We start from the raw sequence: 26,153 nt of genomic DNA, 5'->3' as shown, positions 1-26,153 counted from the left end.
CATTAACATATTTTTAACACTATTTATAATCGTTCTAAATTCACTGTATTGACACATTCTTGACAATAGCAACGTGGTTTTAATCTACATTTGCAGTACAAAATTATTGGAGAAATAATTAGGCTTTGAAGAATTTAAAAGTTATAGCGTTTACCCATAAACATGTCGATCTAAAAGATTTGGGGAATCTGGTGATATGCAATGAAGAATTGGATAGTCGCCTTATTAACCTAAAAAACAATTTAGATATTCCTGAGATATTCTACATCGGTACTTGTAACCGGGTGGAATTTGTGTTCTATGGTGCGCATGAGTTGAACGATGATTTTGTAGTGCAGTTTTTGGACAGCATGAATTTCTGTGTTCCAGCGGAGCGTATGCAATGTTATTTGGGACAGGTAAACAGATATTCAGGTCTTGATGCCTTGAACCATCTATTCCGCACTTCATGTTCGATGGAGAGCTTGGTCGTTGGGGAGAAAGAAATCTTAGCACAGATCCGTCGTGCATACGACCGTTGTAAAGCGGCAGGATTTACTGGGGATTTCTTGAGGCTGATGATGGACCGTCTTGTTAAAACGGCAAAAGAAGTATACACCTACACCAATATTTCACGCAACCCTATTTCGGTAGTATCTCTAGCTTACCGTAAGCTTCGTGAAGTAAAATTAAAGGATAACCCTAGGATCTTGGTGATTGGATCTGGGGAGACCAACCAAAATTTAGCAAAATACCTTAAAAAACATAAGTACAGCAATTTCACTATCTTCAACAGAACAGTTGCCAATGCGCAGGCATTAGCGGAAGAGTTACAGGCACCTGTTTATCCTCTGAGCGAATTGAAAAATTACAAAAAGGGATTTGATATGATGATTACCTGTACCGGTGCGCCTGAAGCCATTATCCATGAAGATCTATACGAATCTCTATTGAATGGTGAAGAGGATAAAAAGGTAATTGTTGACTTAGCTATTCCAAACGATATTGATGCAGCGGTGATTGCAAAACACCAAATCCACTACATCGAAGTCAGCAGTTTGCAGCAGATCGCAGAGAAGAACATTCAAGAGCGTTATGCGGAATTGGATAATGCTGAAAAGATCATTGAGCAAAACATCAAAGAATTCTTACCGATCTTGAAACAACGTCGTGTTGAGGTTGCCATGAAAGAAGTTCCTGAGAAAATCAAGGAAATCAAAGCAATGGCGCTTTCGGAAGTCTTTGCCAATGAAGTTGAGCAATTGGACCCACAAGCACGCGAAGTGTTGAACAAGGTCATCAACTATATGGAAAAGAAATATATCAAAGTTCCGATGGTGATGGCGAAAGAAATCTTGGTTAAATCTGCCGAATCAGAAAGTAATTAATAATAAATTTTCTTAAAATTATCTGATTCTGACATTAAATCATCAGAATTAAGAGGCTATTTCCTTAAATTTGCCTCCGGATTATTCATTTGTAAATCTTTGAACGTGAACAGAAAACTAATTATCGGTACCCGAGGAAGTGAATTGGCACTATGGCAAGCAAACTTTGTAAAGGACCGATTAGCCGAGATATCAATAGAAGCTGAATTAAAAATCATCAAAACCCAAGGGGATATTGTTCAGCATTTAAGACTAGACAAACTTGAAGGAAAAGGATTCTTCACGAAAGAATTGGAAGAAGAATTATTGTCTGGGCAAATTGATCTTGCCGTTCACTCCCACAAAGATTTACCGACGGTCAATCCTCCGGGATTGATCATTGCAGCGGTTTCAGAGCGTGAAGACCCTTCGGAATTATTGATCGTCCACAAAGATTGCGTGGACATCACCAAGCGTCTTTCACTGAAGCACAATGCCACTGTTGGAACTTCTTCAAACAGGAGAAAAGCTCAACTCCTTTCCTTGCGTCCTGACCTAGAGTTTGAAGACCTTCGTGGAAATCTTCAGACCCGTGTTCAGAAACTTCGTGATGAAAAATATGATGCTATCGTATTGGCCAAAGCTGGAATTTCCAGGATAAATATGGAGCTTTCCGATTTCCACTTGGAAGAGATCGCACCAGTAGAGGTTGTCCCTGCACCTGCACAAGGGGTATTGGCGATACAGATCCGCGAAAGTGACCAAGAATTGTTCGATATCTTACAACAGATCAACGATAAAGAAGTGGCTGAAGCCATTTCAGTAGAGCGTAAAGTATTGAACCTGTTTGATGCAGGCTGTCATGCTCCTTTAGGTAGCTATTGCCGTAAAAAAGATGGTGTATTCCAATCATGGACCTCCATTGCTGATACCAACGAGGATTTCCCTGACCGTGTATTCTTGGAGTCTGACAGCACAGAAGGAATGGCAGAGAAGATTTTCTCCAAATATCAAAAGGATAGAAAACTACCTTCTTCGGTGTTTATTACCAGAGACCTTGCTGAAAACTCGTATTTAGCTCGCTTCTTAAAGAAACATGATATCTCGGTTGATGCAAGATCATTGATCCGCATTTTCCCGACTATCAATAAATTGGACTCCTTTATCCTTAAGAGAGCGGATTGGATTTTCTTCAATTCAAAAAATGCCATTGAGCATTTCTTCAAATTAGACCCATGGATCTTGAAAAAAACAAAGATTGGTGTTCTAGGAAGAGGATCTGAAGATACTTTGCGTAAATTCAACCGTATTGCAGATTTTTCAGGTGATAACCTTGGAATTGATACGGAAGGCATCGCACAAGAGTTTGCTAAATTGGTGGATGGTCAAACGGTATTGATCCCACGTGCAGAAGGTTCTTTGCAAACCATCCAAAAAGCGTTGACCGAAAACACTAAGATCATCGATATGCCGATCTATGAAACGGTAATCGAGGAGGAAGTGGACAAGAGCAATGCGCAGGTATTGATCTTCACCAGCCCGAGCAATGTGGAAGCTTATTTCCGCGAGAACTTAGCAGACCCTGACCAGAAGATTATCTGTATCGGTTATTCTACAGCTAAGGCTATTGAGGCATTAGGTTTGAAATATACCCTACCATACACGCCAGACGAAATCGGATTGGCGGAAGCTGTATTCGGATTAGATTATTAGAAAAAATATAGCGAAGGGGGAATTATCCCCCTTTGCTCTTACATAAAAAAACAAAAACATGTTACACCGTCCTAGAAGAAACAGAAAATCAGCAGTGATCCGCGATATGGTTCAAGAGAACCATTTGTTTGCTGCAAACTTGATTTTCCCATTGTTTATTGTAGATGGAGACAACCAAAAAGTTGAAGTATCCTCCATGCCTGGTATCTACCGTTACTCGATCGATAATTTATTGCGCGAGGTAGAAAGCTGTATGAATTTGGGTTTGAAAGCCTTTGATTTATTCCCAGCAGTGGAAGAGTCCTTAAAAGACAAATACGCAACAGAAAGCTATAGAAAAGGAACCCTGTACTTAAAAGCTATTGAGGCGGTTAAGAAAAACTTCCCTGAGGCTTGCGTTGTTACAGACGTAGCAATGGACCCTTATAGTTCTGACGGGCATGATGGCATCGTTGAAAATGGCGAAATCCTGAATGATGAAACCTTAGAAGTATTGGGTAAAATGGCATTGGCACATGCGGAATCAGGTGCTGATATCATCGCTCCATCGGATATGATGGATGGCAGAATTGGTTACCTACGTAATATATTGGACGAAAATGGATTCAGCAATGTTTCCTTGATGTCCTATACAGCGAAGTACGCCTCGGCATACTATGGTCCATTCCGTGATGCATTAGGTTCAGCTCCTAAAAAAGGGGATAAAAAAACCTATCAGATGAACCCAGCGAACAGCAAAGAGGCTTTGATCGAAGCACAATTGGATACCCAAGAGGGTGCTGATTTCTTGATGGTTAAGCCCGGTTTGCCTTATTTGGACGTGATTAAATTATTGAGCGATAATTTCGATCTACCTATTGCGGCATACAATGTGTCTGGGGAATATGCGATGTTGAAAGCAGCAATCGCAAACGGTTGGTTGAGCGAGCAGGTGATCTTGGAAACCCTAATGAGTTTCAAGAGAGCTGGAGCGACATCGATCTTGACCTACCATGCAAAAGAAGTTATTGAAAAAGGCTGGGTAAAATAGACCATAAATCAATTATTTGGCTATTTTTGTAAGCCTATAAAGCGACCATTAAAATATTTTTTCTACAAAATGGAACATACACGAATTAAAGAATTATTAAAATCAGAGGATTTCGGAAGAGAAGTTATTGTTAAAGGATGGGTTCGTACCTTCCGTAACAATCAATTTATAGCTATCAATGACGGGTCTTCAATCAATAATATTCAAGCGGTCATTGATTTTGAAAACACTTCGGATGCAATCTTAAAAAGGATTACTACGGGTGCGGCTGTGCGTGTAAAAGGAAATTTGGTAGAATCGTTGGGTAAAGGACAGAAAGTAGAGATCAAAGCAACGGATGTATCGATCATCGGTGACTCGGATCCTGAGAAATTCCCGTTGCAACCTAAGAAGCATAGTTTGGAATTCCTTCGCGAGATTGCACATTTGCGATTCCGTACAGGTACTTTCAACGCGATCTTCAAAGTTCGTAATGCCTTGGCATTTGCAGTGAACAAGTTCTTCCAAGAACGCGATTTCGTATATATGCATACACCGATCATTACTGGATCAGATGCTGAAGGTGCTGGAGAAATGTTCCGCGTGACGACTTTGGACCTGGACAATATTCCACGTACTGAAAACGGTGAGGTAGATTTTAAAGAAGATTTCTTTGGTAAATCCACTAACCTAACGGTTTCCGGTCAGTTGGAAGGTGAGTTGGCAGCATTGGCATTTGGAAATATCTATACCTTCGGCCCTACCTTTAGAGCTGAAAATTCCAATACGACTCGTCACTTAGCTGAATTCTGGATGATCGAGCCTGAGATGGCATTCTATGAATTGGAAGACAACATGGATCTTGCTGAAGATCTATTGAAATATGTTATCCGTTATGCTTTGGAGCAATGTCCGGAAGAAATTGAATTCTTGAACAACCGTTTATTGGAAGAGGAGAAATCTAAACCACAGAACGAGCGTTCTGAATTGAACTTGATCGAGAAATTAAACTTCGTCATCAACAATGATTTTGAACGCGTGACTTACACGGAAGCGATCGAAATCTTATTGAGAAGCAAGCCTAACCAGAAGAAACAATTCAAATACCTGATTGAAAGTTGGGGTGCCGACCTGCAGTCAGAGCATGAACGTTTCTTGGTTGAGAAGCATTTCAAAAAACCTGTAATCCTGACTGATTACCCTAGAGAGATCAAATCTTTCTATATGAAACAGAACCCTGTAGATGCTAACGGTAGACAAACTGTTCGCGCTATGGACATCTTGTTCCCGGGAATCGGTGAAATGGTTGGTGGTTCACAACGTGAAGAAAACTTGGAAAAACTGATCACCAGAATGGGTGAAGTTGGAATTCCTACGGAAGAGATGGAGTGGTTCTTGGATACGCGCCGTTTTGGCTCGGTTCCGCACTCTGGATTTGGAGTTGGATTTGAAAGGTTGGTATTATTTACCACCGGAATGACCAATATCCGTGATGTAATTCCTTTCCCAAGGACACCGAATAACGCAGAGTTTTAAAAACTAAATAATATTAAAAACCGTCAAAACAAACATTATTTTGACGGTTTTTGTTTATTCAGTAATATTGAAACAATTTAATGAACTAATCCATGTTACTAAAAATCTATAATGACAATCCGAATCCAAAGGCTATTGAAGAGGCTGTGGAGATATTAAGAAAGGGAGGCGTGATTATCTATCCAACAGATACGGTATATGGTATTGGTTGCGACATTACAAACCAGAAGGCCATAGAGCGCGTCTGTTCCATCCGCGGACTGAAACCGGACAAGGCTAACCTTTCCTTTATTTGCTATGACCTGACGGATATTTCACAATATACCAAGCCCTTTGACACCACCGTGTTCAGGGTATTGAAGAAAGCATTGCCTGGTCCCTTTACTTTTATCTTCAATGCGAGTTCGCAAGTCCCAAAACTATTGAGCTCGAAGAAGAAAACGGTAGGTATCCGTGTTCCTGATAACAACATCGTGCGTGATATTGTCAAGGAATTAGGCAACCCTATCGTCACGACTTCCATCCACGATGATGATGAAATCATCGAATATTCTACCGATCCGGAATTGATCTATGAGAAATTTGAGGAAAAGGTTGATTTAGTGATCGACGGTGGATATGGCGACAATGTCCCTTCGACGGTGGTTGATGTGACTTCAGGTGACTTTGAAATCATCCGTGAAGGAAAAGGCGATCTAGAGCAATACCTATAGTCTAGATTCTACCCTCTCTTTGATCGCTGCATTGAACAGCTCAAAACCTTTCTTGGTATTGCCATGGATCATTTTCTTGAAGAGAGGCACCAATATGCCCGAGAACTTTTCGCCTTGAATGAGCTGGGTTTGCTGGCTTGAAACCCTTTTCAAGATGAAGTAATGCTCACCATCAAATATTCCATTGATCAGCAACTTTCCTTTCCAACGCAGTTCTTGATTGGCATCTATCTTTAAGAAGATGGGATTCATCTTCATACTGGTGCCTCCAGGTTGGGTGAGCAAGACTTGGGTCCTCTTTCCTACTTGCGGGGTTCCATAAAATTCAGCGATACTTGGACTCCATTCTGGATAAGCTTGGAAGTCGGATAATACGGCCCATACAGCTTCTGCAGGTGCATTTATAATAATCTGTGATTCTATCTGTTCTTTCATACCTCAAAGTTAGGCTGCTGACAGATAGATCCACTTGACATTTATCAAGAAGATAATTTATTGCGGATCCGGCTTAGGGTTTCTGGACTCATGCCCAATACCGAAGCAATGTATTGCAAGGGAACTTGGTTGAAGAGCTGCTTATTCAGTTCAAAGTACTTGAGATAGCGTCCTTCGGCAGATAAGGCTATGAAATCGAATACCCGATGTTCGATCTGCATGAAACATTTAGCAATGAATCGCTTTTCGATTACATTCCAATTGGGGATGGACTGCTGGATATCGAGGTAATCGGATTTATTTAAGGTCCATAACTTTGTTGGAGTCAATGCCTCAATGGACCAGTTGGATGGATTATCAAAAAAGAAAGAAGCTAAATCGGTGATGAAATACCCCTCTCCTCCTATCCATTGGGTTACTTCCTTGCTATCCGTCCATTTGAATACCCGACATATTCCCTCTTCGATAAAACTCAGCTTTTTACAGGCTTTACCAGCTTCCAGAAATAGTTCATTCTTGGAGAGCTCTTCTGGGACGAACCTGGAGATAATTAAATCTGCTTGCTCATCAGAGAGTTCGAACATCTGTAATAACTGTTGCTTGAATTTCATTTTCCTTATGCTTTAAGTTGAGTTTGACGTCTCCTTTCATAAATATAAGCAATATTAAAAATGACTACAGCAATAAAGATCATCCCAAAGGCAATGATTTGAGCAGTATTGATGGATTCCTTGTAATATAACACCGCAAGGAAGAAGCTGATAATGGGGTTGAGGTACAATAAAATACCCACTACAGATGAGTCTAGCCCTTTGAGGGCATAGATGTTCAAAAATAGTGGAATAATGGTGTATCCAATGGCTATAATAAGGATGTAGGTATAAAACTCATCCGTCTTTGGAGCGGAATTGTCTACAACAGCAAGGATGGGCAATAGCAAAATGGTACTCACCAAGATATGGATGGTGAGGGTAAAGAATTTATCGAGTTTGAATTTATTCTTTTGAAGGACGAGATAGCCAGCATAGGAAAGCGCTATAATAAAGCTATAGAAAAGGTCGATAAAATGCCCATAGGCTAATAAGATGCAACTCAGGATACTCAGACCAACGGCAAACCACTGCCCTTTGTTGAGTCGTTCTTTTAGGAAGATACTTGCCAATACGGTGGTCAGAATGGGGCAAATCAGGTAAGCTAGCGAGGTTGCATTGACACTGACTGCATTCATCACATAAATGAATAGGAACCAGTTCATCCCCAAAAGGACTGCGCTTGCCAAAACATTGACAAGGAGTTGTTTTCTTTCTGTGGAACTGCTGGTTTTTAGGTATTGAATGCTAGCTAGGGTTTGTTTTCTACGAAAGATAAAACAGGCCAATAGGATGCAGACTGAGGCAAATAGGACACGGTGAATTAATATATCGAGGGCTCCATAGTCACTGAGAGGCTTCAAGACCAAGGCAAAGGTTCCCCAGATAATAAAGCCTGTCAATGCTGACAGGTAATATTTCATATTATAGATAAAGAATAAAAAGCCTTAAAGAATAACAAACTCTTCGATGACCACCTTACCAACGTATTCATTGACACGTCCGATAATCTGTCTGCGCATCATAGCCAGTTCATTCTTGATGACCGCTGATTCTACGCGTACAAACAATTTCTTATCTCTAATATAGATTTGTTGGGTTCGGTTGGCAATTGCACTTCCAATAAGCTCAGGCCAGGCGGTAACAATTGAGGTTTCATCGAATTTACGTCTGAGACGATATACATCCAATAATTTCTCCACTGCTTGTTTGATGGTTACATCATCACTTCTCCTAAATGCATCATCATTATACTTCGCCATTGATCTGACCTCCTTGTATGTCAAAGATACGAATTGGCTTTCCTATTTCTTGAAATATTTTCCTAATTCTAGCAGAGTCGGTATCGGTCAGGAAGATCTGACCAAATTCATCTTCAGACACCAATTGCATTAGTTTTTTAGTCCTTTGATCATCTAGCTTATCGAAGATATCGTCCAATAACAGAAGCGGCTTATATTGCTTCCTGTTCTTTAGAAAAGCATATTGAGCTAACTTAAGAGCGATCAAGAAAGATTTCTGCTGTCCTTGGGACCCAAACTTCTTCAATGGCATCCCTTCATGTATGGTGAATTGCAGATCGTCTTTATGGATACCTACAGTCGTTCGTTCGAGGGCTCTATCCTTTTCAAGCTGTTTATTGAGTAAATCCAGAAAATCCTGTTCTTGGAGTTGGGATTCATAGACTAAGTCCACCTGTTCGACATCATCGGAGAGAAATTGGTAATAACGACGGAACTCCGGCAGGAACTCTTCCATGAACTTCTGTCTGCGGGAAAATATCCTTTCCCCCGCTTCCACAAGCTGAAGATTCAGGACTTCCAATAGCCCTTTGTCAAAGACTCCAGTCTCACGGATGTTCTTCAGAATGATATTCCGGTTCAAGAGAATCCGGTTGTAAGTAATTAGGATATCCAAGTATTGATTATCGGTTTGGGAGATTACATTATCGACAAATTTCCGTCGCTCCTCACTCCCATCCATGATAATAAAGCTATCATTGGGCGAAATCATCACCAAAGGAAATTGCCCGATATGATCCGCTAAACGGCCGTATTCTTTTTTATTCTTCTTGAATTGCTTCTTCTGATTTCTTTTGATGCTACATGAAACAGCATCCAAGACGGTTGCCTTATCAAATTGCCCTTGGACCATAAACCAATCTTCCCCCTTTTTGATATGCTGAGAGTCAATCGGATTAAAGTAGGATTTGCAAAGTGAAAGGTAATGGATGGCATCCAATAGATTGGTCTTACCGGAACCATTCTGCCCTGTAAAGGCATTAGTTTCTGGTAGAAAATCTAAGGAAGATTCAGTGTAGTTCTTAAAATTTAAAACGGATAGATGTTTTAGCCACATAGCAATGCAAAGATATGCTTTTTCGTTGGGCTATGCTTTATTTTACCTCTTCAAAGTCAATAAACTCACCTGCAGTTTCAGTACCTTTTCTGGAACTGTTTTCTTTTGGAGGAGTATATTCCACACGAACTTTCCCATCTGGGCGTTGCTGTTGCTTAAACTGCGAAAATGGATCGTTATAGTTCTGTTGATTAGGGCCTTGATTAGCATATTGTCCTTGAGCGCCATTCATGATTTTCTCTGCCACCTTCTTCATAAAGAAAGGCATCAGAAGACGCACACCAATTTTAAATAGGTAGTAAAATATAACTGCTGATATAAGGAAATATATAAATGTCATTTTTAAATGCTTTTCATCAAATTTAACAAATAATCGAAATGAAAGTTTAGGAGATTGTCAAGTAAATCTCAGTTAACATTTTTTTACTTTTCAGATTTAGCTTTTAAAACAGCCTGAAGAAGCTGAGCAGGGTGCTGTGAACCAATCACATAGACCAATCCATCATTATCGGTGAGCCATAAAGCCTCTTTCCCACCTGAATAGAACCTGATTTTTCCATTCTTGTGCAGATTATAAACGGGATTGTTAAAAAAGAAGGTTGAATATCTATCCTTTTCAATCTTTTTGATTGAATTGAGATCAATCTTAACCAAACTGGTTGTCCAGAGACCGCTTAAGATAATATGTGTTTTGGTGACTGTGGTCCGGTAACTGACCATATAGAGCATGATGATGGAAACGATCAAGATTCCCACACCTACAATAAAGAACAGCTGTTGAGAGACAACGTGTTCCCAATTAATATAGTAGGCAACAAAGCAAAACAATGCTAAGATCAATCGCACGCTAATCCAAGTCCAATCCCTTCCTAGATATTGTTTTTCTTGAAATAAGATTTGTTCTTCTTCCATATTTGCTATTTGTATACTAAAGTAAGTACTTTCTTTGTATTTTCTGTCACTTTAAAGCGATTATCTAATCGCATGCCAACTACCCAAATCAATTGCCCGTCGGCATTGACCAAAATAGGGACCTCCTCTTTTTGGAAACGGTTCAGTTTTTTTTGGATGAAATAATCACTCAGCTTCTTAGACCCCTCCATTCCCAATGGTTTAAAGGTATCTCCAAGCTGCCAAGACCTCAATACCAAGGGGAACTTGATCAGATCCGCATCCACTTGCACCTGGCTTTCCTCATGCACTATTTCCTTTCCCTGCGTTTCGAGGATATAAAAGTCCTTGCTCTTGTAGTTTACTTTTGCTGTTAGGTTTTCGATAGTAATTTCAGATGGTCTTTCATCCATCTTCTGCCTGAGGATTAAGTCATCACGGTCCAATAAGAGCTCATGGCTTGTTGATTCAAAGATCTGCCCCATACCCCTATCCAGAACGGTGATTAGGTCCTCAATTACATTTCTCTGGAAGTTATAGGGCTTGAAAAGTTCAAAAATCAGAAAGTGATCGCAGGCATAGTCTTGCAAGGCCATAACTTTGATCTTTATTTGTTTCCCTTCTTTTTGAAACAGCGAATTTCGGATTCCTTCTACCTGATTCTGAATAAAGCGCTGGCTTTCATCAAAATGCTTGATATTATGTTCTAGGATGGATTCAAAGTCGGGCTGGATCTCCTTAAACTTCGGAATGATCTCCAACCTTATTTTATTTCTGGCATATTTAGTCGAGAAGTTTGACTGATCATCTCTATACGGCACTTTCAGTCTCTGCACCTCCTCCGCTACCTCATTGGCAGAAAGAAATAGGATGGGTCGAATTATTACCCCACGCTTAGCTTGAATTCCTAACAGTCCTTGAATCCCGGTTGATCTAGTCAAATTAAACAACATGGTTTCCAGATGGTCATTGGCATGTTGGGCAATGGCAATGTATTGGCATGCTTGTTCGGTTCGCAGTTCTTCAAACCATTGATATCGCAATTCACGGGCAGCCATTTGGATGGATACCTTATGCTGCGCTGCATAATCTTCCGTTTCAAATCGCTTTACAAACACTGGAAACCCTAAATCCTCAGCATATTCAACAACCAAGGCTTCATCCTTATCAGACTCATCAGCTCGGAGTTGGAAATTACAATGGGCGATGACGCAGTTAATCTCCAAATCATGAAACAATCTAGCCATCAACATGGAATCCTTTCCACCACTCACGGCCAAGAGAACCCTATCTTCTTGGTCAAGGAGTTCCTTTTCAATGATAAACTGTTTTAATCTTTCTGAAACTGACATAGTCCAAAATTACAGATTATAAATAATCTTGTGTTAGAGGCATTAAAATTTATTGTTTAACAATTTTTTGCTAATTAATTCTATATTTTTGCGCTTGTGAGATACCTATTAGTACTATTAATAAGCATGATATGCCTGTCTACCTATGCACAGGACGAGTTTACACCCGTGAATGCAGGCACGGACAATGCACCTATGCGCTTGGTATCTTCATCCAGCAGTAGATTTATCAATCAGAAAATATTAAGAAGTTACAACGCTGTCTACGAGCATAAAGGCTCAACCTTAGCTGCAGATAGCGGCGACCTTTATAAGGATGACATTGGAAATGAGTTCTTTGAAGCCCATGGTAATATCGTAATCACCCAACCTTCGGGAACTGTAATCCAAGGTACGCATCTTCATTATGATGCTTCTTCTCAACATGCTGTGTTGACTAAAAACGTAAAGATGGTCGATGATCAGAGCACGCTGACCACAAACTATCTGACGTACAACTTAAGGAGCCAACAGGGTACTTATACCGGTGGAGGTAGGATAGTAGGACAAGGAGACACCATCACTTCCCAAAGGGCTTATTATTTCGAAAACACCAAGGATGCTTATTTCAACAACAAAGTCGTTGTAAGAAATGAAAGCACTATCATCTATACGGATTCCATGCAGTACAATACCATGTACAGGGATGCCTTTTTCTTTGGCCCTACTACCATTAATGGCAGAAAAGGCGAGAAACTTTACACGGAGAAAGGAACCTACAACACTGCTTTTGGAGTTGCAAAATTCAACAAGAACAATCTTTATACAGAAGGAAGCCGCTTTTTAAAAGGTGACAGTTTGTTCTATGATCGTAATACAGGCTTAGGTGAGGCTTTCCGAAATGTATTGTTTGTGGACACTTTAGATAAGTTCTATGCCAGTGGCGAATACGGAAAATACCTAGAAAGCGACCAGTCGATCCTGATGACCAATAAGCCTTTGATCAAATACGTGGTCAGGACAGATTCTACGGATAATTCCCAAGATTCAGTACAACTTGATACTGTCAATCGGGAAAACCTATCCAGAAGAGAATTAAGAAGACTTGAAAAGGCTGAGGAAAAAGAACGCGAGAAACTAGAGGAAGCTGAAAAAGAAAAACAGGCAGAATTAAAGAATGCCGCAATAAAACCAGTTGAAACTGACAGTATAGCTCCTCCACCGGTTCGGCAGAACAGCAAAATAGATACCGCCTATATGACGGCGGACACCTTATTTTCCAAGGTTATTTTTGTTAGAGATTATAGGCCTTTGGACCTTAAGCTCGATAGAAATGGTGGTCAGTTGGAGGACACAACTGAAGTGGATTATGGCGACATCGATCAAGTTGATCTATTTGAAACCGGCGATTCTTCCGTAGTAGAAGAAGTAAGGGCCAAAGAATTGACGCAAGTCGGACCTGCTAGAAAAGAAGCCGCCACCCTAAAACCAGCTGTGAAAAAAGCAGCAGGTAGACCAGCTGCGAAACCCAAACCTGTGGATTCAGCGACCATTCAGGCCACAACCAAGGCTGATAGCGTATTGAGAAGGAATGCCGTAATGCCTACCGGACAGGAACAAGATAGTTTGATGCGGAAAGCCCTGCAATCTGCCCAAACCGCTGATACTTTACTGAAAGACTCCACTGAAATATATGCTGATACGGCAAGGACCCGGATCGTAAAAGCCTATTACAATGTGAGGGTATTCAAATCAGACTTACAAGCCGTAGCAGACTCTGTATACTATGGCATGGTGGATTCCATGTTCCGATTTATGGGTTCGCCGATGATCTGGTCTGAAGGGTCACAGATCAACGCAGACACCATCTTTATGCAGATCAAAAACAATAAGATGGACAATGCCCTATTGAAGGACAATGCCTTTATGGTGAATGCAGTATTGGACACCCTGAAATTCAATCAACTGAAAGGCAGAAAAATCACAGCCTTCTTTGCAAATAATAATATTGACCGGCTATTCGTTGATGGGAATGCGGAAAACTTGGTCTTTAGCACCAATGACAAAACCAATACGATTACGGAGATGTTCCATGACCGAAGTAGCCGTATTAAGGTCAAGATGGAGGGCAAGAAAGTAATTGATTATGTATCCATCCGGAAAGTTGACCAAAAAGTCTATCCATTTAAATTGGTTACCCAAGAGATAGAGGTACTACCTGGATTCCTCTGGAAGCCGGAGGACCGCCCGAAATCAGTAGAGGATATGTTGAACCGCAAGAGGACCAAAGCGGCACCTGTTGCCGATCAAAAGGGTAATAAAGATGGAAGTGCTAGTTCAACTGGTGAGACAATTTCAGACCCTGAAGGAAAGGTCGAGGAAACGAAAGCTACTCCAGAATCTAATCCGGACAAGAAACCTTTGGCTCCAACTAAGGAAACAAAACCTGCGGAAAAGCCTCAAAACAAACCGACAGCAGTACCCGATAGCACCTTGAAATCGAAGCCAGATAGCACCTTGAAAGTTATGCCTGATTCTACTTTAAAGTCAAAGCCTGACACTATTAAAACCAAATAATATAATTGAAAGAAGTTGCCCGTAGGCAGCTCTTTTTTTGCACGATTTTCTTTAGACATTTTATGCAGATCCAGAACTATTAAAAGGCAAATTATCCAAAAACCTTCCCTCTTATCAGCAAACCCGTTGCAATATTTTTAACAATTCCAAAAAGCCAACCTATTTATCAACCTCATTGTTACAATTGAGACCCACTTTTATTAAATAATGGAAAATTGAGCTTTATTCTAAATATTTTTTTAGGAAACTATTGCATTAATTACAAAATTAATCTAGTCGATTTAATTTATTTCTTTAATTCATTAAAATTAACCCAAATACATATTTGATGGTAAATTTTAAAACACGTCAATTTATATTATTAACATACATTGAGTCGTTTTAATTATTTATTAATAAAAACCGAAACTTTTCTAATTTTTGCTTTATTTTCGTGAATGCACACGTTTGTTTAGTTGGAATAAATAAACATCTTCATCCTGCGGAGAAAATTCTAGAGTTTCTTTGCAAACCAGTAAGTTATGGTCTACTTGGCATCATTTACTAACTAATATTAACTAAACAAACACATGAAACAAAGATTACTTAGCATGCTTGTGCTGTGCGTGCTGCTTATTGGCAGTTCCTATGCGCAAAATCGGCAGGTTACCGGTAAGGTAACGTCTGCTTCAGATGGCGCTCCGATCTCTGGAGTGTCCGTTCGAGTTGTAGGGTCATCCGTGGCAACTCAAACCAGCGGGGATGGTACATATTCCATCGCAGTTCCCGACAACAACGGTTCCCTTTCCTTTACTTACATCGGATACCAAACTTTCCAAGTCTCCATTGGAAACAGAGCGGTAATCAATGTAGAATTGGGCTCAGATGATCAAACCTTGGATGAGGTCGTAGTAACCGGTTACTTGGTTCAATCAAGAAAAGACTTTACAGGATCTTCCGCTAAAGTAGGTGGTGAAACCGTAGCCAATAGACCTTTGCAAAGTTTTACACAAGGTCTTACCGGACAAGCTACCGGGGTGAACATCGTTCAGCCTTCAGGGGTATTGAATAACCCTCCAGTGGTACGTGTTCGCGGTTTAAGTTCACTTTCCTTAAACTCCTTCCCATTGGTCGTTGTGGATGGTATTCCCATTTCTACAGGTGATGTTTCTGAAAACTCTTCAGCGAATAACCCTTTAGGAGATATCAACCCAGAGGACATTGAATCCATTGACATCTTGAAAGATGCTGCTTCAACAGCTATTTACGGATCACGTGGTGCATCTGGTGTATTGATCATTACGACCAAAAAAGGTAAAACAGGAGCGGCAAAGGTTGCTTATGATGGTTGGTTTGGTACTTCCAAAGCGGTACGTCTTCCTGAAATCATGAACGCTGCTCAATATATTGCCCATAAAAATGGTGCAATCGCAAATGCTAGGGAACTTAACCCTAAACTGCCTGTAGCATCTTTTCCAGTAGGCGGTGGTTTCTTCCCAACTTTAGACGAAAATGGCAATCCAATAGATACTCGCTGGTATGACTATGTATATAGAGATGGATTCTCGCACAACCACAACTTAAGTGTAAATGGCGGTACAGAAAAAACCAAATACTTCTTCTCAGGTAACCTATCTGATCAAGATGGTATTTTATTCAACAACACCTTCAAACGTAAGGGGGTAAGAGCAAACCTTGAACACAGACTTAATGACTGGATCAAATTAGGAACAAACTTAACTTTCACCAATAGCGACAACAGATCGCCAAACTCGGGTTCTGTCGAAGGTGCTGCCTTCAACACTTCGGGCCTTGGCCGTATCGCCATGGTACAAGCTCCAAACGTTCCAGCCTTCCTTCCTAATGGTGATTACAACGTTTCAGGTAGTTCGATCGGAAAAGGAGCCAATGTATTAGCCCCTAACTATCCTAACCCTCTACCTATTAGAGATTTGGATAAAAACTCTTCAGAAACTAGCCGCTTCTTTGCAAATGTGAGTGCTGAAGTGAAATTATTGGATGGACTAACCTTAAACAACAATTTCAACTGGGATTTAAGAAATACCACCAACCAGCAATTCTGGAACCCAATCAATGGTGATGGATATTCCTACAATGGATATGCTTACAACAACCAAGCGAAAAACAACAACTGGTTACTTTTCAACGCTTTGGTCTACAATAAAGCTTTTGGAAACCACAATCTTACCGTATTGGGAGGTCATGAGGCACAAAGTACTCGTACCGAGAACTGGGGTGCCGTTCGCTACGACCTAACTGATGGTTTCTTCGATCAATTCCAAGGTAACTACCTAACCAACGATGCTGGTGGCAATGGAATTGGCGAACTTAACCTTGATTCTTATTTTGCTTCATTGAACTATAACTATGCTAACAAGTACTTCTTCACGGCTAACTTCAGACGTGACGGTCTATCATCATTAGCACCTGGTAAAAAATGGGGTAACTTCGGCGGTGCATCCGTTGGATGGACTGTTTCTGAAGAAGAATTCTTTAAATCAAGTTCTTTAAGCAATGTATTCTCTAATTTCAGGTTAAGAGGAAGCTGGGGCCGAGTAGGTAACAGTTCCCTTTCCAATCTTTATGGTTCTTTTGACACCTATGACCCAGCAATCTATGGAAGCGTGGGTGGTATGGTATTCTCGCAAACCGGAAATAAAGAACTGACTTGGGAAACTGCAGACCAAACAAACGTAGGTTTAGACTTAGGATTTTGGAACAATAGAGTTTCCTTAGAAGCGAACTACTACAACAAAAACCACAATGGATTGATCCTAGCCGTTCCGCAAACACCTTCAAAAGGTATCCCGGGTAACAGTATCTTGATGAACATCGGCTCGATGTACAACAGGGGATTTGAGTTTGCATTGAACGTGAGAGCAGTAGAAAAAGAGAATTTCAAATGGACAACTTCATTAAACTTCTCCACCAATAAAAACGAGGTAACAGCTTTGGACAACCAAGGCAGACCATTGATCGCAACAACTTCTGGTCTTGAAACAACAAGTATCACCGAGGTTGGAAAATCAGCAGCACAGATCTATGCTGTACCTACAGTTGGAATCAACCCTGAAAACGGTAGAAGAATCTTTGTCAATTTAAAAGGAGAGCAAGTACAATACTTACACAATGCGCCTGACACAGAAGGAAACTACAATTACACCTATATGAATGGCGAAAAAGCAAACTCTGTTGCAGGCCAAGCCGTGGCATCAGGTAATACCTTACCTACTTACTTCGGTGGTTTCAACAACAGTTTCCAATACAAAAGCTTTGATGCAACTCTTAACTTCACCTTCTCTGGCGGTAACTATATCTACAACGGTTCTAGAGCTGGTTTAAGAGACCAACGTATCTGGAATAACTCTGTAGACATGTTGAATGCTTGGACACCAACGAATAAGAACACGGATATCCCAAGAGCTATCTATGGAGACAATATTTCAAATGGTTCTGCATTCGCAATCGGATCGAACATTGAAAAAGGTGACTTCATCAGGTTACAGACCGCATCATTAGGATACCGTCTTCCAGGAAGCGTTTTTGGAAACTCTGGTATTTCAAGCTTAAGGATCTATGCAGCAGTAAACAACGCTTTCTTGATCACCAAATACACTGGTGTTGACCCTGAAATCTCTTCCAATGGTAATGGAAACTTAAACTCAGGGGTAGAGCGTAACTCTATGCCTAATGGACGTACATTCACTTTCGGTATTAATCTAGGCTTTTAATTAATTGTGTCATGAGAAGATTTAAAATCAAAAATAAATTAGCAGGGCTATTAGTTCTAACGCCACTGTTGTTCAGTACCGTCTCTTGTAAAAAAGACTTTTTGGAACTATCCCCTGAACTATCGATACCTAGTGAATTCGTGTTCTCTAGCGCAGACCGTATCGAATCCCAAGTAGTAGGTATATATTCATCGATCAAGAATGGCCAATTTTATGGTGGCCGCTACTTAATCTATAACGATATCCGTTCGGAAGAGTTTGTCAATGAAAGGACTAACAACGTTACAGGTTATTCAACCTACCAATTCTCCAATGATGAAACAGATAGTTATGTTTCTGACTTTTGGGTAAGAGGTTATTTAACCATTAACCGCATCAATATCTTTTTGACTGATATCGAACCTGTCGGCACCGATATCCTAGACGCCAATAAGAAAACCCAATTGATTGCAGAAGTTAAGTTTATCCGTGCGCTGACTTATTATTCCTTGGTGCAGTTATTTGCTAAGCCTTATGCAGCAGACAACGGTGCCTCTAGAGGAATTCCTCTGCGTTTATTGGCAGAAAGAAACTCGGAAAACAATGATTTAGCAGCAAGCCCTGTCAAAGACATCTATGCCCAAATCCTAAAAGATTTGAATGAAGCGGAAGCAGCAGTACCTGCAACCTATACTTCTCAAGATGATCAGAGCACACGTGCGCATAAAAACACGATCATTGCATTCAAAACCCGTGTCTTACTAGCCATGAAAGATTATGCAAAGGTCATTACAGAAGCTAATAAAATCGTAAGTGCTACAGCGCCATTCAGGGCTAGCTCAGGTGTTCCGCATCAACTGGCTCCTGCCATTACCGATGTGTTCTCGAATTTCAAAATCAACGAACGTATCTTAAGTTTCCCTTTTGAAGCCAATAATGCCCCTGGTACGCAAAACCAATTGGGTTATTATTACAATGAAGGAAATATTGAGTATTCATTAGCAGAAGGAGGTATCTTTTCGAATCCAGCCTGGCCAACAACCGATGCCCGCAAGAAAGATTTAACAGGAAAATCATCCAAAGGTGATATGAATATCTTAACAAAGTTCTCGGCTGCTTCTCCTTATTTGGATTGGATTCCTGTAATTAGATATTCGGAGGTTCTTTTGAACTTGGCAGAAGCTGAAGCAGAAGCTGGTTCCCAAACTAGAGCCTTGGCTTTATTGAAAGCGGTTCGCAATCGTTCCGATGCGGCTTACACCTTCCCTACTTTTGCAAATAAAGCGGCTTTGGTAGATGCTATCTTATTAGAACGTAGAATTGAGTTCTTAGGCGAAGGTCTTCGTGTTCCGGACTTACAACGCAGGAATATGCCGATCAATTCTGTAGGTGCAGGCCGTTTGATACAGCCTACGGATGAGCGTTATATATTCCCAATTCCACTAGGCGAAACAATCACGAACCCTGGGGTAAGTAAATAATAAATATTAAGTTAATTGTAATGAAGAAGAGGCTGCGTCATGCAGCCTCTTTCTTATTTTTAATAAATCTTATTGCTTATTATCTCACGATCCAGCGGTTCAAGGTATTGTCTTTACCTTCAAATACCACCTTTAGCATTTTGCTGTCTTTCAATTCCTTTGGCAGTTTGACTTTCACGGCCCCTGAGCTTTGCTCATAATCCCCTAAATCAATATACTTATCATTTCCCTTTACGCCATGTTGCTTGAAGTTGTTCGTTCCTGATACCAAAATCTTCACCTTATCATTTCTTTGCAGACTGGTCCAGCTCAGAACCAAACTATCATCTTTCAGCATAGCCTTTGGATGCGCAATGGAAACTTCACCAACAAATGGCACACCATCTAATTCATACTGCTGCTCTTTTGAAATATTTACCCCTAAATGTCTAGCCATCGAAGGTAAAATATCGACGATCTCAGGAGTATGCGCATAAAAATGCTTGTTCAATCCCTTTTTGTTGGTTGCAATCCATATTCCTCTCTCCCGGTCAGTCTGTCCACCATGGCTTTCACCGGTTGCTACATCCCTACCATGATCGGTGATCACGACAAACATCCAATCTTCATTAAAATACTGCTCCCTATATTGCACGGCAGCAAATAAATCTCCAACCTGACGGTCCGCAATCTGTACTGCCTTTTCCATTTCAGGACTATCCCCAAAGTGGTGTCCAATATCATCAGTATACTGAAGATAGACCCAACTGAAATCAGGTGCATCTTTTCTGATACTCTGACTGGCTTCCTTCACCACCTCCTCATCAATATTATTAATATACTTCGACTGTTTATCATGCGGAAAACGAGCTGTATCCAATTCATATCCATCATAATGGTAATCAAACTTCAATTGTTCGGTCTGTGGCAAGCCCTCTCCGATCAATTTTGTCCTATTATCTAACCAAGTGGAATAAATCCCGATCTTCCTGTCTTTTTGATCATGCTTCAGAAACCTGAACAAAGTCCAATAGTTATAGTTTGGATCTTCCAAGCTATTATCCCAAACATTGTGCTTGTTCCCCCAAGTACCAGTGATCATACTGGTGTAGCAAACCGCCGAAATGGTAGGAGTCTGCGAATATCCCGCCTTTTCTCCACCCATGGTCGCACGGGTATAACCTCCAATTTGACTTACTGCATCAATAAAAGGCGTGCTAACCTTTTCCTTCACATCTGCAGGAATACCATCTACGATGATAACGATTGCTTTTTTAGTTTTCGGAGCTTGCGCAAAAAGTAAGCTGAAGCTACATAGGCAAGCAAGGATTAAACTGATTTTTTTCATAGTGTTTAATTTATTCAATTACCATCCAAAGATTTGTTCAAGACTCGGATTGATATCCCTATCGTTTTTAGGAATTGGTCTATAGTAATATTTAGGATCTTCAAAAGTACCGACTTTATCGACCACATCAATATATCCAGAATTTCCTTCACTTAAAAACACAGATACATCTTGCCCAATTCTTCCGACCTTATAATATCTTAAGGTCACACCTAAACTGTTCTTTTCTCTTACCTCCGGCAAGGACTCATTGCTCGGGATCAATTTGATGTCAGCAATACCGTCACCCGTAACGTCATGATTCCCCAAACCTTTGAAATAGATCCCCTGTGGTTTTCTTTCCAATAGTTTACCTGCTTTCCAACGCATCAAATCATTAAAACGGAATCCTTCAAAAGCCAATTCCACCCTACGCTCTCTCCTGATTTCCAGGATCAAACTTTGGTTAGGGCCAGCCGTCTCCTTGAAATCATTGGCCATTTTAGGATCCAATACTGGGTTCAGGGTCATATCCGGCATCCCCGCTCTCTTTCGCAATAGGTTAACGGATTTATCTAAATCTCCTTGATTGTTCAAGATCCCCAATTCGGCCTTAGCCTCTGCAAAGGTCAATAACACTTCCGCATAGCGGTAAAGTGGGATATCTACATTGTATCGCTCTTCTTGAACACTGGTATTTAAGAAACCTTTGATCTGGTGGTAACCTGAAAAGTTCTTGCTCAATTGCTGTACATATAAACCTGGCCCCTGTGAATAGGTACTGACATATACCAGATTCCAACCCGGTGCAGCATAGGTTTGGGCCAACCTAGGATCTCTATCCTTAAACTCTTCCACAAAGGAAAACTTTTCATAGCCCGGCTTGTTGGTATAGATCGAACCATCCTTCATCAGATAACTCTGCACCACATCTCGAAGTGGATAATACTCATAATTTCCAAACATCCCCGGCCAATCCGAACGATTGATGACATTGTTCGCATAAAATCTACCAAGGACAACCTCACTATTGTTTTCCAGATTGGCATTATTGTACAATGAAGCATAATCCGATTCTACCTTGCCGGTATTGTGGATAGCATAACCTCCATTGTTCATGATGCTTTCAGCAGTCTGATAGGCAATAGTCAAGAAATTAGCGGCAGTCTTATCCAAACCTAGGTATTTATGGTATTTCCTGTAAGTACCTTCAAACAGGGCAAAGCGGCTATATTCCTGGCCTATTACCCATTTGTTTACTTTTCCTGGAATCTTGGTCGTTTCAACATTCTCAAAAGCGAACTTAAAGTCTTCCATTATTTTTCCAACCACCAGTTCCCTTGGATCTCTTTTGCCAAATAAAACAGCCTCATCTTCAACTTTAACCACCTTATCTATCCAAGGCACATCCGAAAAGCGCTGAACTTTACTCACATAGAACCTTGCCCTGAAATATCGAGCTAAACCTTCATAATGCTTCAGCTTAGCTTCAGAGATGTTTGCTTTCGATAGGTTTTCCAACATAAAGTTGATATCCCGTAGCTTCTGCCAGTTCCAACCTTCTGTAATGTTGGATTCAGAAGCTGTACCCAACAAGATGTTTTTGATTTCCTTATTTCCGGTGGTACTTGCGTTATCTGTTGTCGCGTCTTGTTCGTAAAATCCATTGTCCAAGAAATCGTACAGGTTCAAGGCATACATGTCCAGATCGGATTCGGTCTTGAAGAAGTTCTCCTTCTGAACCATCGTTTCAGGCAATTGATCGAGGTAACTGTCATTACACCCTGCAAACGTTAGCAAGGAGGCAGTCAATAAACTTAATTTGATATATCGTTTCATTATTTTAAAAAGTTAATTGTAGACCAGCAGAGAAACTTCGTTGGAATGGATACATCGCTCCATTACCCTCTCTCTTTCTTGCTACGGTTGGGTCTGTATAGGTGTTGATGTTCAAGACCTCTGGGTCAAAATAGCGTTTCACCGCTGACCATTCCATCAGGTTTTCTGCACTGACATAGACTCTAAGGTTCTTAACTCTGGCTTTCTGTAATAAATGACTTGGAATGGTATAACCTATAGTTAGGTTCTTGAATCGCAAATAAGCTGCATTCAATAAATACCTGGTCTGCGGAATGGCAGCACCTTGGGCCTCATCCACACGAGTTCCTAAGTTCAAATCCGCTAACCAAGATTGCAGTACTGGATATTTGGCATCCAAATTCTGATCGGCCAAGCCCAAGGCTAAATATGCCGCAGAATGTTTAGCACGGTCAGCATCTGAATCATTGTTAGGACGATAGAAATCCAGAAGGTGGGAATAGATATTACCATAAGGTTGTTGGTAAACACCCCAGTATAGGTAATCCAGTGGATAATAATCTCGCTTGCCAATTCCTTGTAAAAATGCGCGCACATCAAAACCTTTCCAGCTAGCATTCAAGTTCAGGCCAAAATTGTATCGCGGAGTAGAATTACCAATAATTTTCAAGTCTTTGGTATCGCCCAAGACATAGCCTTTTTCAATTTTACCATTACCGTCTTGATCGACAAATTTCGGCCATCCCGGCACAATGGATAAGGCTCCCCATGGAATGATCGAGGTTTGATCGAGCTTATTGATCTCTTCTTGGTTTTTAAAGAAACCATCACTTTCCAATCCCCAGATCTCGCCCAGTTCCATACCCTTATAGAATTGGGTAATCCTATTGTTCGGGTTATCAAATTTGGTAATCTTAGCGCGGGAGTCCGAAAGCACAAAAGTAGCCCCAAAGTTCAGGATCGATCCCGAAACATCTTTGGAATCATTATATGACAAGGTCAATTCCCATCCGTTGGTTGCCAGGTCAGCAGCATTTTCATTCGGTTCCTTTACTCCCAAGACTTTAGGAAGTTCCTTTCCAAAGGTCAACATACCGATTGTATTTCTACGGTAGATATCGAATGAACCATTAAACTTATTCTGCATAAAGCCAAAGTCCAAACCTAAGTTGTAGGTTTTCACTTTTTCCCAAGTATAATGGTTAGATACCAAGCCTGGAGCTTTAATCGATGGATTCACTTTACCTCCAATTAAATATGGAGATTCATAAGGTTCCATGGTCGGGATATAACCAAAGTTTGACACCGCTTGGTTACCTAATTCACCATAAGAACCCCTAACTTTCAATTGGCTTAACCAGTTGACATCCGATAGGAAGTTTTCCTTGTTGATCAACCAAGCCGCTGAACCCGATGGGAAAAAACCAAATCGGCTAGCCTTCGGAAATCTGGATGAACCATCATAACGGCCATTCAATTCGATGATATACTTATCATCATAGATATAGTTCAAGCGATAGAATGCTCCGCGCAAGGCATACTTGTCGATTCCCTCGCCTACTTGAGCAGTACCGGTCGCCAAGGCCACGGTTGGGAAAAGGTCAGAGATCAAACCTTGCCGCTCAGCAATAATGTTTTCTAATCGATAATCCTCTTGGTTGAAACCTAGTACCGCTGTTACCTGATGCTTATCAAAGGTCTGGCTATAGGTTCCAAAAATATTGTAGACATTATAGTAAGAAAACCCTGCTTCACGATAGGCTGAAGAAATCCCTTCCTCACGGATATCGCCTGGACCATATCCAATCTTATACCTGGTCGTATACCTGTTTAAGTTCCTTGTATTTCTTTGGAAGGTATAGTCTGCATTGATCTTAAACTTGTTTTCGAACAATCTTAATTCAGCATTGAAGGTAGATTGCAGATCATTACGTTTTGTCCTCATCTGTCCCCCGTCGACCATTTTAGCCGCAATTCGGCCTGCACCAGTATTACGTTGTTCATCGGAATATGCCCAACTTCCATCAGGATTTTTCAAGGTACTGGTTGGAAATACATGGTAAATTTCCGCCATGGAACTTGGGGAATCATACAGGGATGGATTTACCCTTTCGTTCAATCCAATTACAGTATTATTACCTACTGAAAGGTAATCGTTCAGTTTATAATTCACCTTGGACCTGATACTATATCGATCAAAATAGTCCTCTGCGATTTTAATAGGAGAATTTTGACGATTATAACCGGTACTGATATAATAATTGACTTTATCACTCGATCCAGAAATCGATAAATCATGGTTATGGGTATTGTTCCAGTCGGAAAGAAAATAACGGGTCCAATCCCTATTACCCATATACTCCCATTGTTTTGGATTACTTGGATCGATCCTTACATCAGCGATGCTTGGGTTGTCCGATCTTTCCTTCGCATATTGATAGTATTGTTCAGAGAAGTTCACGTTATCCCAAGGTGTATTATCCGTGGAAGTTTCCAATAAACGGGAGAACACATAAGGGTCGGTAATCTTATCTGGGATTACCGTTGGGGTATTCCATGTAAAGTTATTGCTGTAATTGATTTTAAGGGCACCTTTACCGGATTTGGAGGTAATCAGAATTACCCCGAAGGAGGCTCTTGCCCCGTAAATAGCAGCGGCAGACGCATCTTTGATCACCGACATGGATTCGATATCCTGTGGTGAGATCCTGTTCAATTCTGCGGAACTGATAGGCACGTTATCGAGCAAGATCAAAGGATCACCACCATTGATCGAAGTGATACCACGAATATTGATCTTGGCGGCTTCACCTGGAGCACCAGAGTTGAACTGCACATTCAAGTTAGGCACTAAACCCTGCAAACCTTGGGACACATTGGCAATGGGGCGGCTCTCGAGTTCCTTACCACTGACATAATCTACGGCCCCTGAAAGGTTGACCTTCTTCTGGGATCCATAACCGATGACCACCAGTTCCTCTAAATTGGATGAATTGGAATTCAAGGTAAAACTAGTCTGTTCATCGATGACAAAGATTTTGCTGTCATAACCGATCGAACTGATCTGGATAGACTCTCCTTTGGAAACCCGTAAACTGAATTGACCATTTTCATCCGTTTGGGTAGAAATTCCTGCGTTTAAATTCTTAACAGTGGCACCTTGGATAGGGCGAGCAGATTCATCCATGACTTTGCCCGTAAAGACCTGTTGGTCCTGGACAATGGATAAAACCTCAGCCATACTATGGGAGCTTGGGATTTGAAATCCTGCAAGCAAAAAAGCCGCTAAATACAGCTTTGGAGCTTTAATTAATCTCATTGAAATGTGGGTTAATATTT

At 40.8% G+C, this 26,153-nt stretch carries 19 protein-coding genes; 8 read left to right on the top strand and 11 right to left on the bottom strand.

Annotated features, from left to right (window positions below):
- Positions 1-125 precede the first annotated feature (125 nt).
- The 5 genes from hemA to CKW03_RS02940 all read left to right on the top strand — a co-directional run bounded on the left by hemA (position 126) and on the right by CKW03_RS02940 (position 6,317).
- The gene (gene hemA, locus CKW03_RS02960) at positions 126-1,367 is read left to right on the top strand and encodes a glutamyl-tRNA reductase (RefSeq protein ID WP_093101537.1); all 1,242 of its coding nucleotides are present in this window, start codon (positions 126-128) and stop codon (positions 1,365-1,367) included.
- Positions 1,368-1,472: 105 nt separating this feature from the next.
- Complete coding sequence (gene hemC / locus CKW03_RS02955) at positions 1,473-3,059, top strand: hydroxymethylbilane synthase (RefSeq protein WP_093101570.1); 1,587 nt, start codon at positions 1,473-1,475, stop codon at positions 3,057-3,059.
- Positions 3,060-3,117: 58 nt separating this feature from the next.
- Positions 3,118-4,089, top strand: a complete 972-nt coding sequence (hemB, locus tag CKW03_RS02950) for a porphobilinogen synthase (protein ID WP_093101539.1) — start codon at positions 3,118-3,120, stop codon at positions 4,087-4,089.
- Between the two features lie 69 nt (positions 4,090-4,158).
- Positions 4,159-5,604: an asparagine--tRNA ligase gene (gene asnS, locus CKW03_RS02945; RefSeq protein ID WP_093101540.1), complete on the top strand. Its 1,446-nt coding sequence runs from the start codon at positions 4,159-4,161 to the stop codon at positions 5,602-5,604.
- A gap of 92 nt (positions 5,605-5,696) precedes the next feature.
- On the top strand, positions 5,697-6,317 hold the full coding sequence (locus CKW03_RS02940; RefSeq protein ID WP_093101542.1) for an L-threonylcarbamoyladenylate synthase: 621 nt from the start codon (positions 5,697-5,699) through the stop codon (positions 6,315-6,317).
- Here the strand turns inward: CKW03_RS02940 and CKW03_RS02935 are convergent.
- From CKW03_RS02935 to tilS, 8 genes are all read right to left on the bottom strand, one after another.
- Positions 6,312-6,752, bottom strand: a complete 441-nt coding sequence (locus tag CKW03_RS02935) for an SRPBCC domain-containing protein (protein ID WP_093101543.1) — start codon at positions 6,750-6,752, stop codon at positions 6,312-6,314. The genes CKW03_RS02940 and CKW03_RS02935 overlap by 6 nt on opposite strands.
- 44 nt (positions 6,753-6,796) lie before the next feature.
- The gene (locus CKW03_RS02930; protein ID WP_093101545.1) at positions 6,797-7,363 is read right to left on the bottom strand and encodes a Crp/Fnr family transcriptional regulator; all 567 of its coding nucleotides are present in this window, start codon (positions 7,361-7,363) and stop codon (positions 6,797-6,799) included.
- A 5-nt stretch (positions 7,364-7,368) separates the two neighbouring features.
- Entirely contained in the window at positions 7,369-8,265 is an 897-nt protein-coding gene (locus CKW03_RS02925) for an EamA family transporter (RefSeq protein ID WP_093101546.1), read from the bottom strand.
- A gap of 24 nt (positions 8,266-8,289) precedes the next feature.
- Positions 8,290-8,604, bottom strand: coding sequence for a DciA family protein (locus CKW03_RS02920; RefSeq protein ID WP_093101548.1), 315 nt, complete (start codon positions 8,602-8,604; stop codon positions 8,290-8,292).
- The gene (gene recF / locus CKW03_RS02915; RefSeq protein WP_093101549.1) at positions 8,591-9,700 is read right to left on the bottom strand and encodes a DNA replication/repair protein RecF; all 1,110 of its coding nucleotides are present in this window, start codon (positions 9,698-9,700) and stop codon (positions 8,591-8,593) included. Before recF ends, CKW03_RS02920 begins: the two co-directional genes overlap by 14 nt.
- 37 nt (positions 9,701-9,737) lie before the next feature.
- Positions 9,738-10,040 carry a DUF4834 family protein gene (locus CKW03_RS02910; protein WP_093101551.1) on the bottom strand — a complete coding sequence of 101 codons (303 nt, stop codon included), beginning with the start codon at positions 10,038-10,040 and terminating at the stop codon, positions 9,738-9,740.
- 83 nt (positions 10,041-10,123) lie between these two features.
- On the bottom strand, positions 10,124-10,612 hold the full coding sequence (locus CKW03_RS02905) for a hypothetical protein (protein ID WP_093101552.1): 489 nt from the start codon (positions 10,610-10,612) through the stop codon (positions 10,124-10,126).
- Positions 10,613-10,617: 5 nt separating this feature from the next.
- Entirely contained in the window at positions 10,618-11,943 is a 1,326-nt protein-coding gene (gene tilS / locus CKW03_RS02900) for a tRNA lysidine(34) synthetase TilS (protein WP_093101554.1), read from the bottom strand.
- Positions 11,944-12,039: 96 nt separating this feature from the next.
- Here tilS and CKW03_RS02895 point away from each other — a divergent pair, with 96 nt between their 5' ends.
- The 3 genes from CKW03_RS02895 (at position 12,040) to CKW03_RS02885 (ending at position 19,690) form a co-directional block, all read left to right on the top strand.
- Positions 12,040-14,499, top strand: coding sequence for an OstA-like protein (locus CKW03_RS02895; protein ID WP_337975703.1), 2,460 nt, complete (start codon positions 12,040-12,042; stop codon positions 14,497-14,499).
- Between the two features lie 569 nt (positions 14,500-15,068).
- Positions 15,069-18,230 carry a SusC/RagA family TonB-linked outer membrane protein gene (locus CKW03_RS02890; RefSeq protein WP_093101555.1) on the top strand — a complete coding sequence of 1,054 codons (3,162 nt, stop codon included), beginning with the start codon at positions 15,069-15,071 and terminating at the stop codon, positions 18,228-18,230.
- An 11-nt stretch (positions 18,231-18,241) separates the two neighbouring features.
- On the top strand, positions 18,242-19,690 hold the full coding sequence (locus CKW03_RS02885) for a RagB/SusD family nutrient uptake outer membrane protein (protein WP_093101557.1): 1,449 nt from the start codon (positions 18,242-18,244) through the stop codon (positions 19,688-19,690).
- Between the two features lie 79 nt (positions 19,691-19,769).
- On the opposite strand, the gene CKW03_RS02880 is transcribed toward CKW03_RS02885, so the two are convergent.
- From CKW03_RS02880 to CKW03_RS02870, 3 genes are read right to left on the bottom strand one after another with little or no spacing between them, the layout of a single operon-like run.
- The gene (locus CKW03_RS02880) at positions 19,770-21,017 is read right to left on the bottom strand and encodes an alkaline phosphatase family protein (protein ID WP_093101558.1); all 1,248 of its coding nucleotides are present in this window, start codon (positions 21,015-21,017) and stop codon (positions 19,770-19,772) included.
- A gap of 18 nt (positions 21,018-21,035) precedes the next feature.
- Positions 21,036-22,835 carry a RagB/SusD family nutrient uptake outer membrane protein gene (locus CKW03_RS02875; protein WP_093101559.1) on the bottom strand — a complete coding sequence of 600 codons (1,800 nt, stop codon included), beginning with the start codon at positions 22,833-22,835 and terminating at the stop codon, positions 21,036-21,038.
- 4 nt (positions 22,836-22,839) lie between these two features.
- Positions 22,840-26,133 (bottom strand): SusC/RagA family TonB-linked outer membrane protein, encoded by a 3,294-nt coding sequence (locus CKW03_RS02870; RefSeq protein ID WP_236736593.1) that lies wholly within the window; start codon positions 26,131-26,133, stop codon positions 22,840-22,842.
- Between the last annotated feature and the right edge of the window lie 20 nt (positions 26,134-26,153).

Origin of the sequence: Sphingobacterium mizutaii (assembly GCF_900187125.1) — a bacterium.
In the GTDB taxonomy this organism is placed as follows: Bacteria; Bacteroidota; Bacteroidia; order Sphingobacteriales; family Sphingobacteriaceae; genus Sphingobacterium; species Sphingobacterium mizutaii.
Note: the sequence above shows the minus strand (reverse complement) of the source record. Positions and strands in the feature narration are given on the sequence as shown.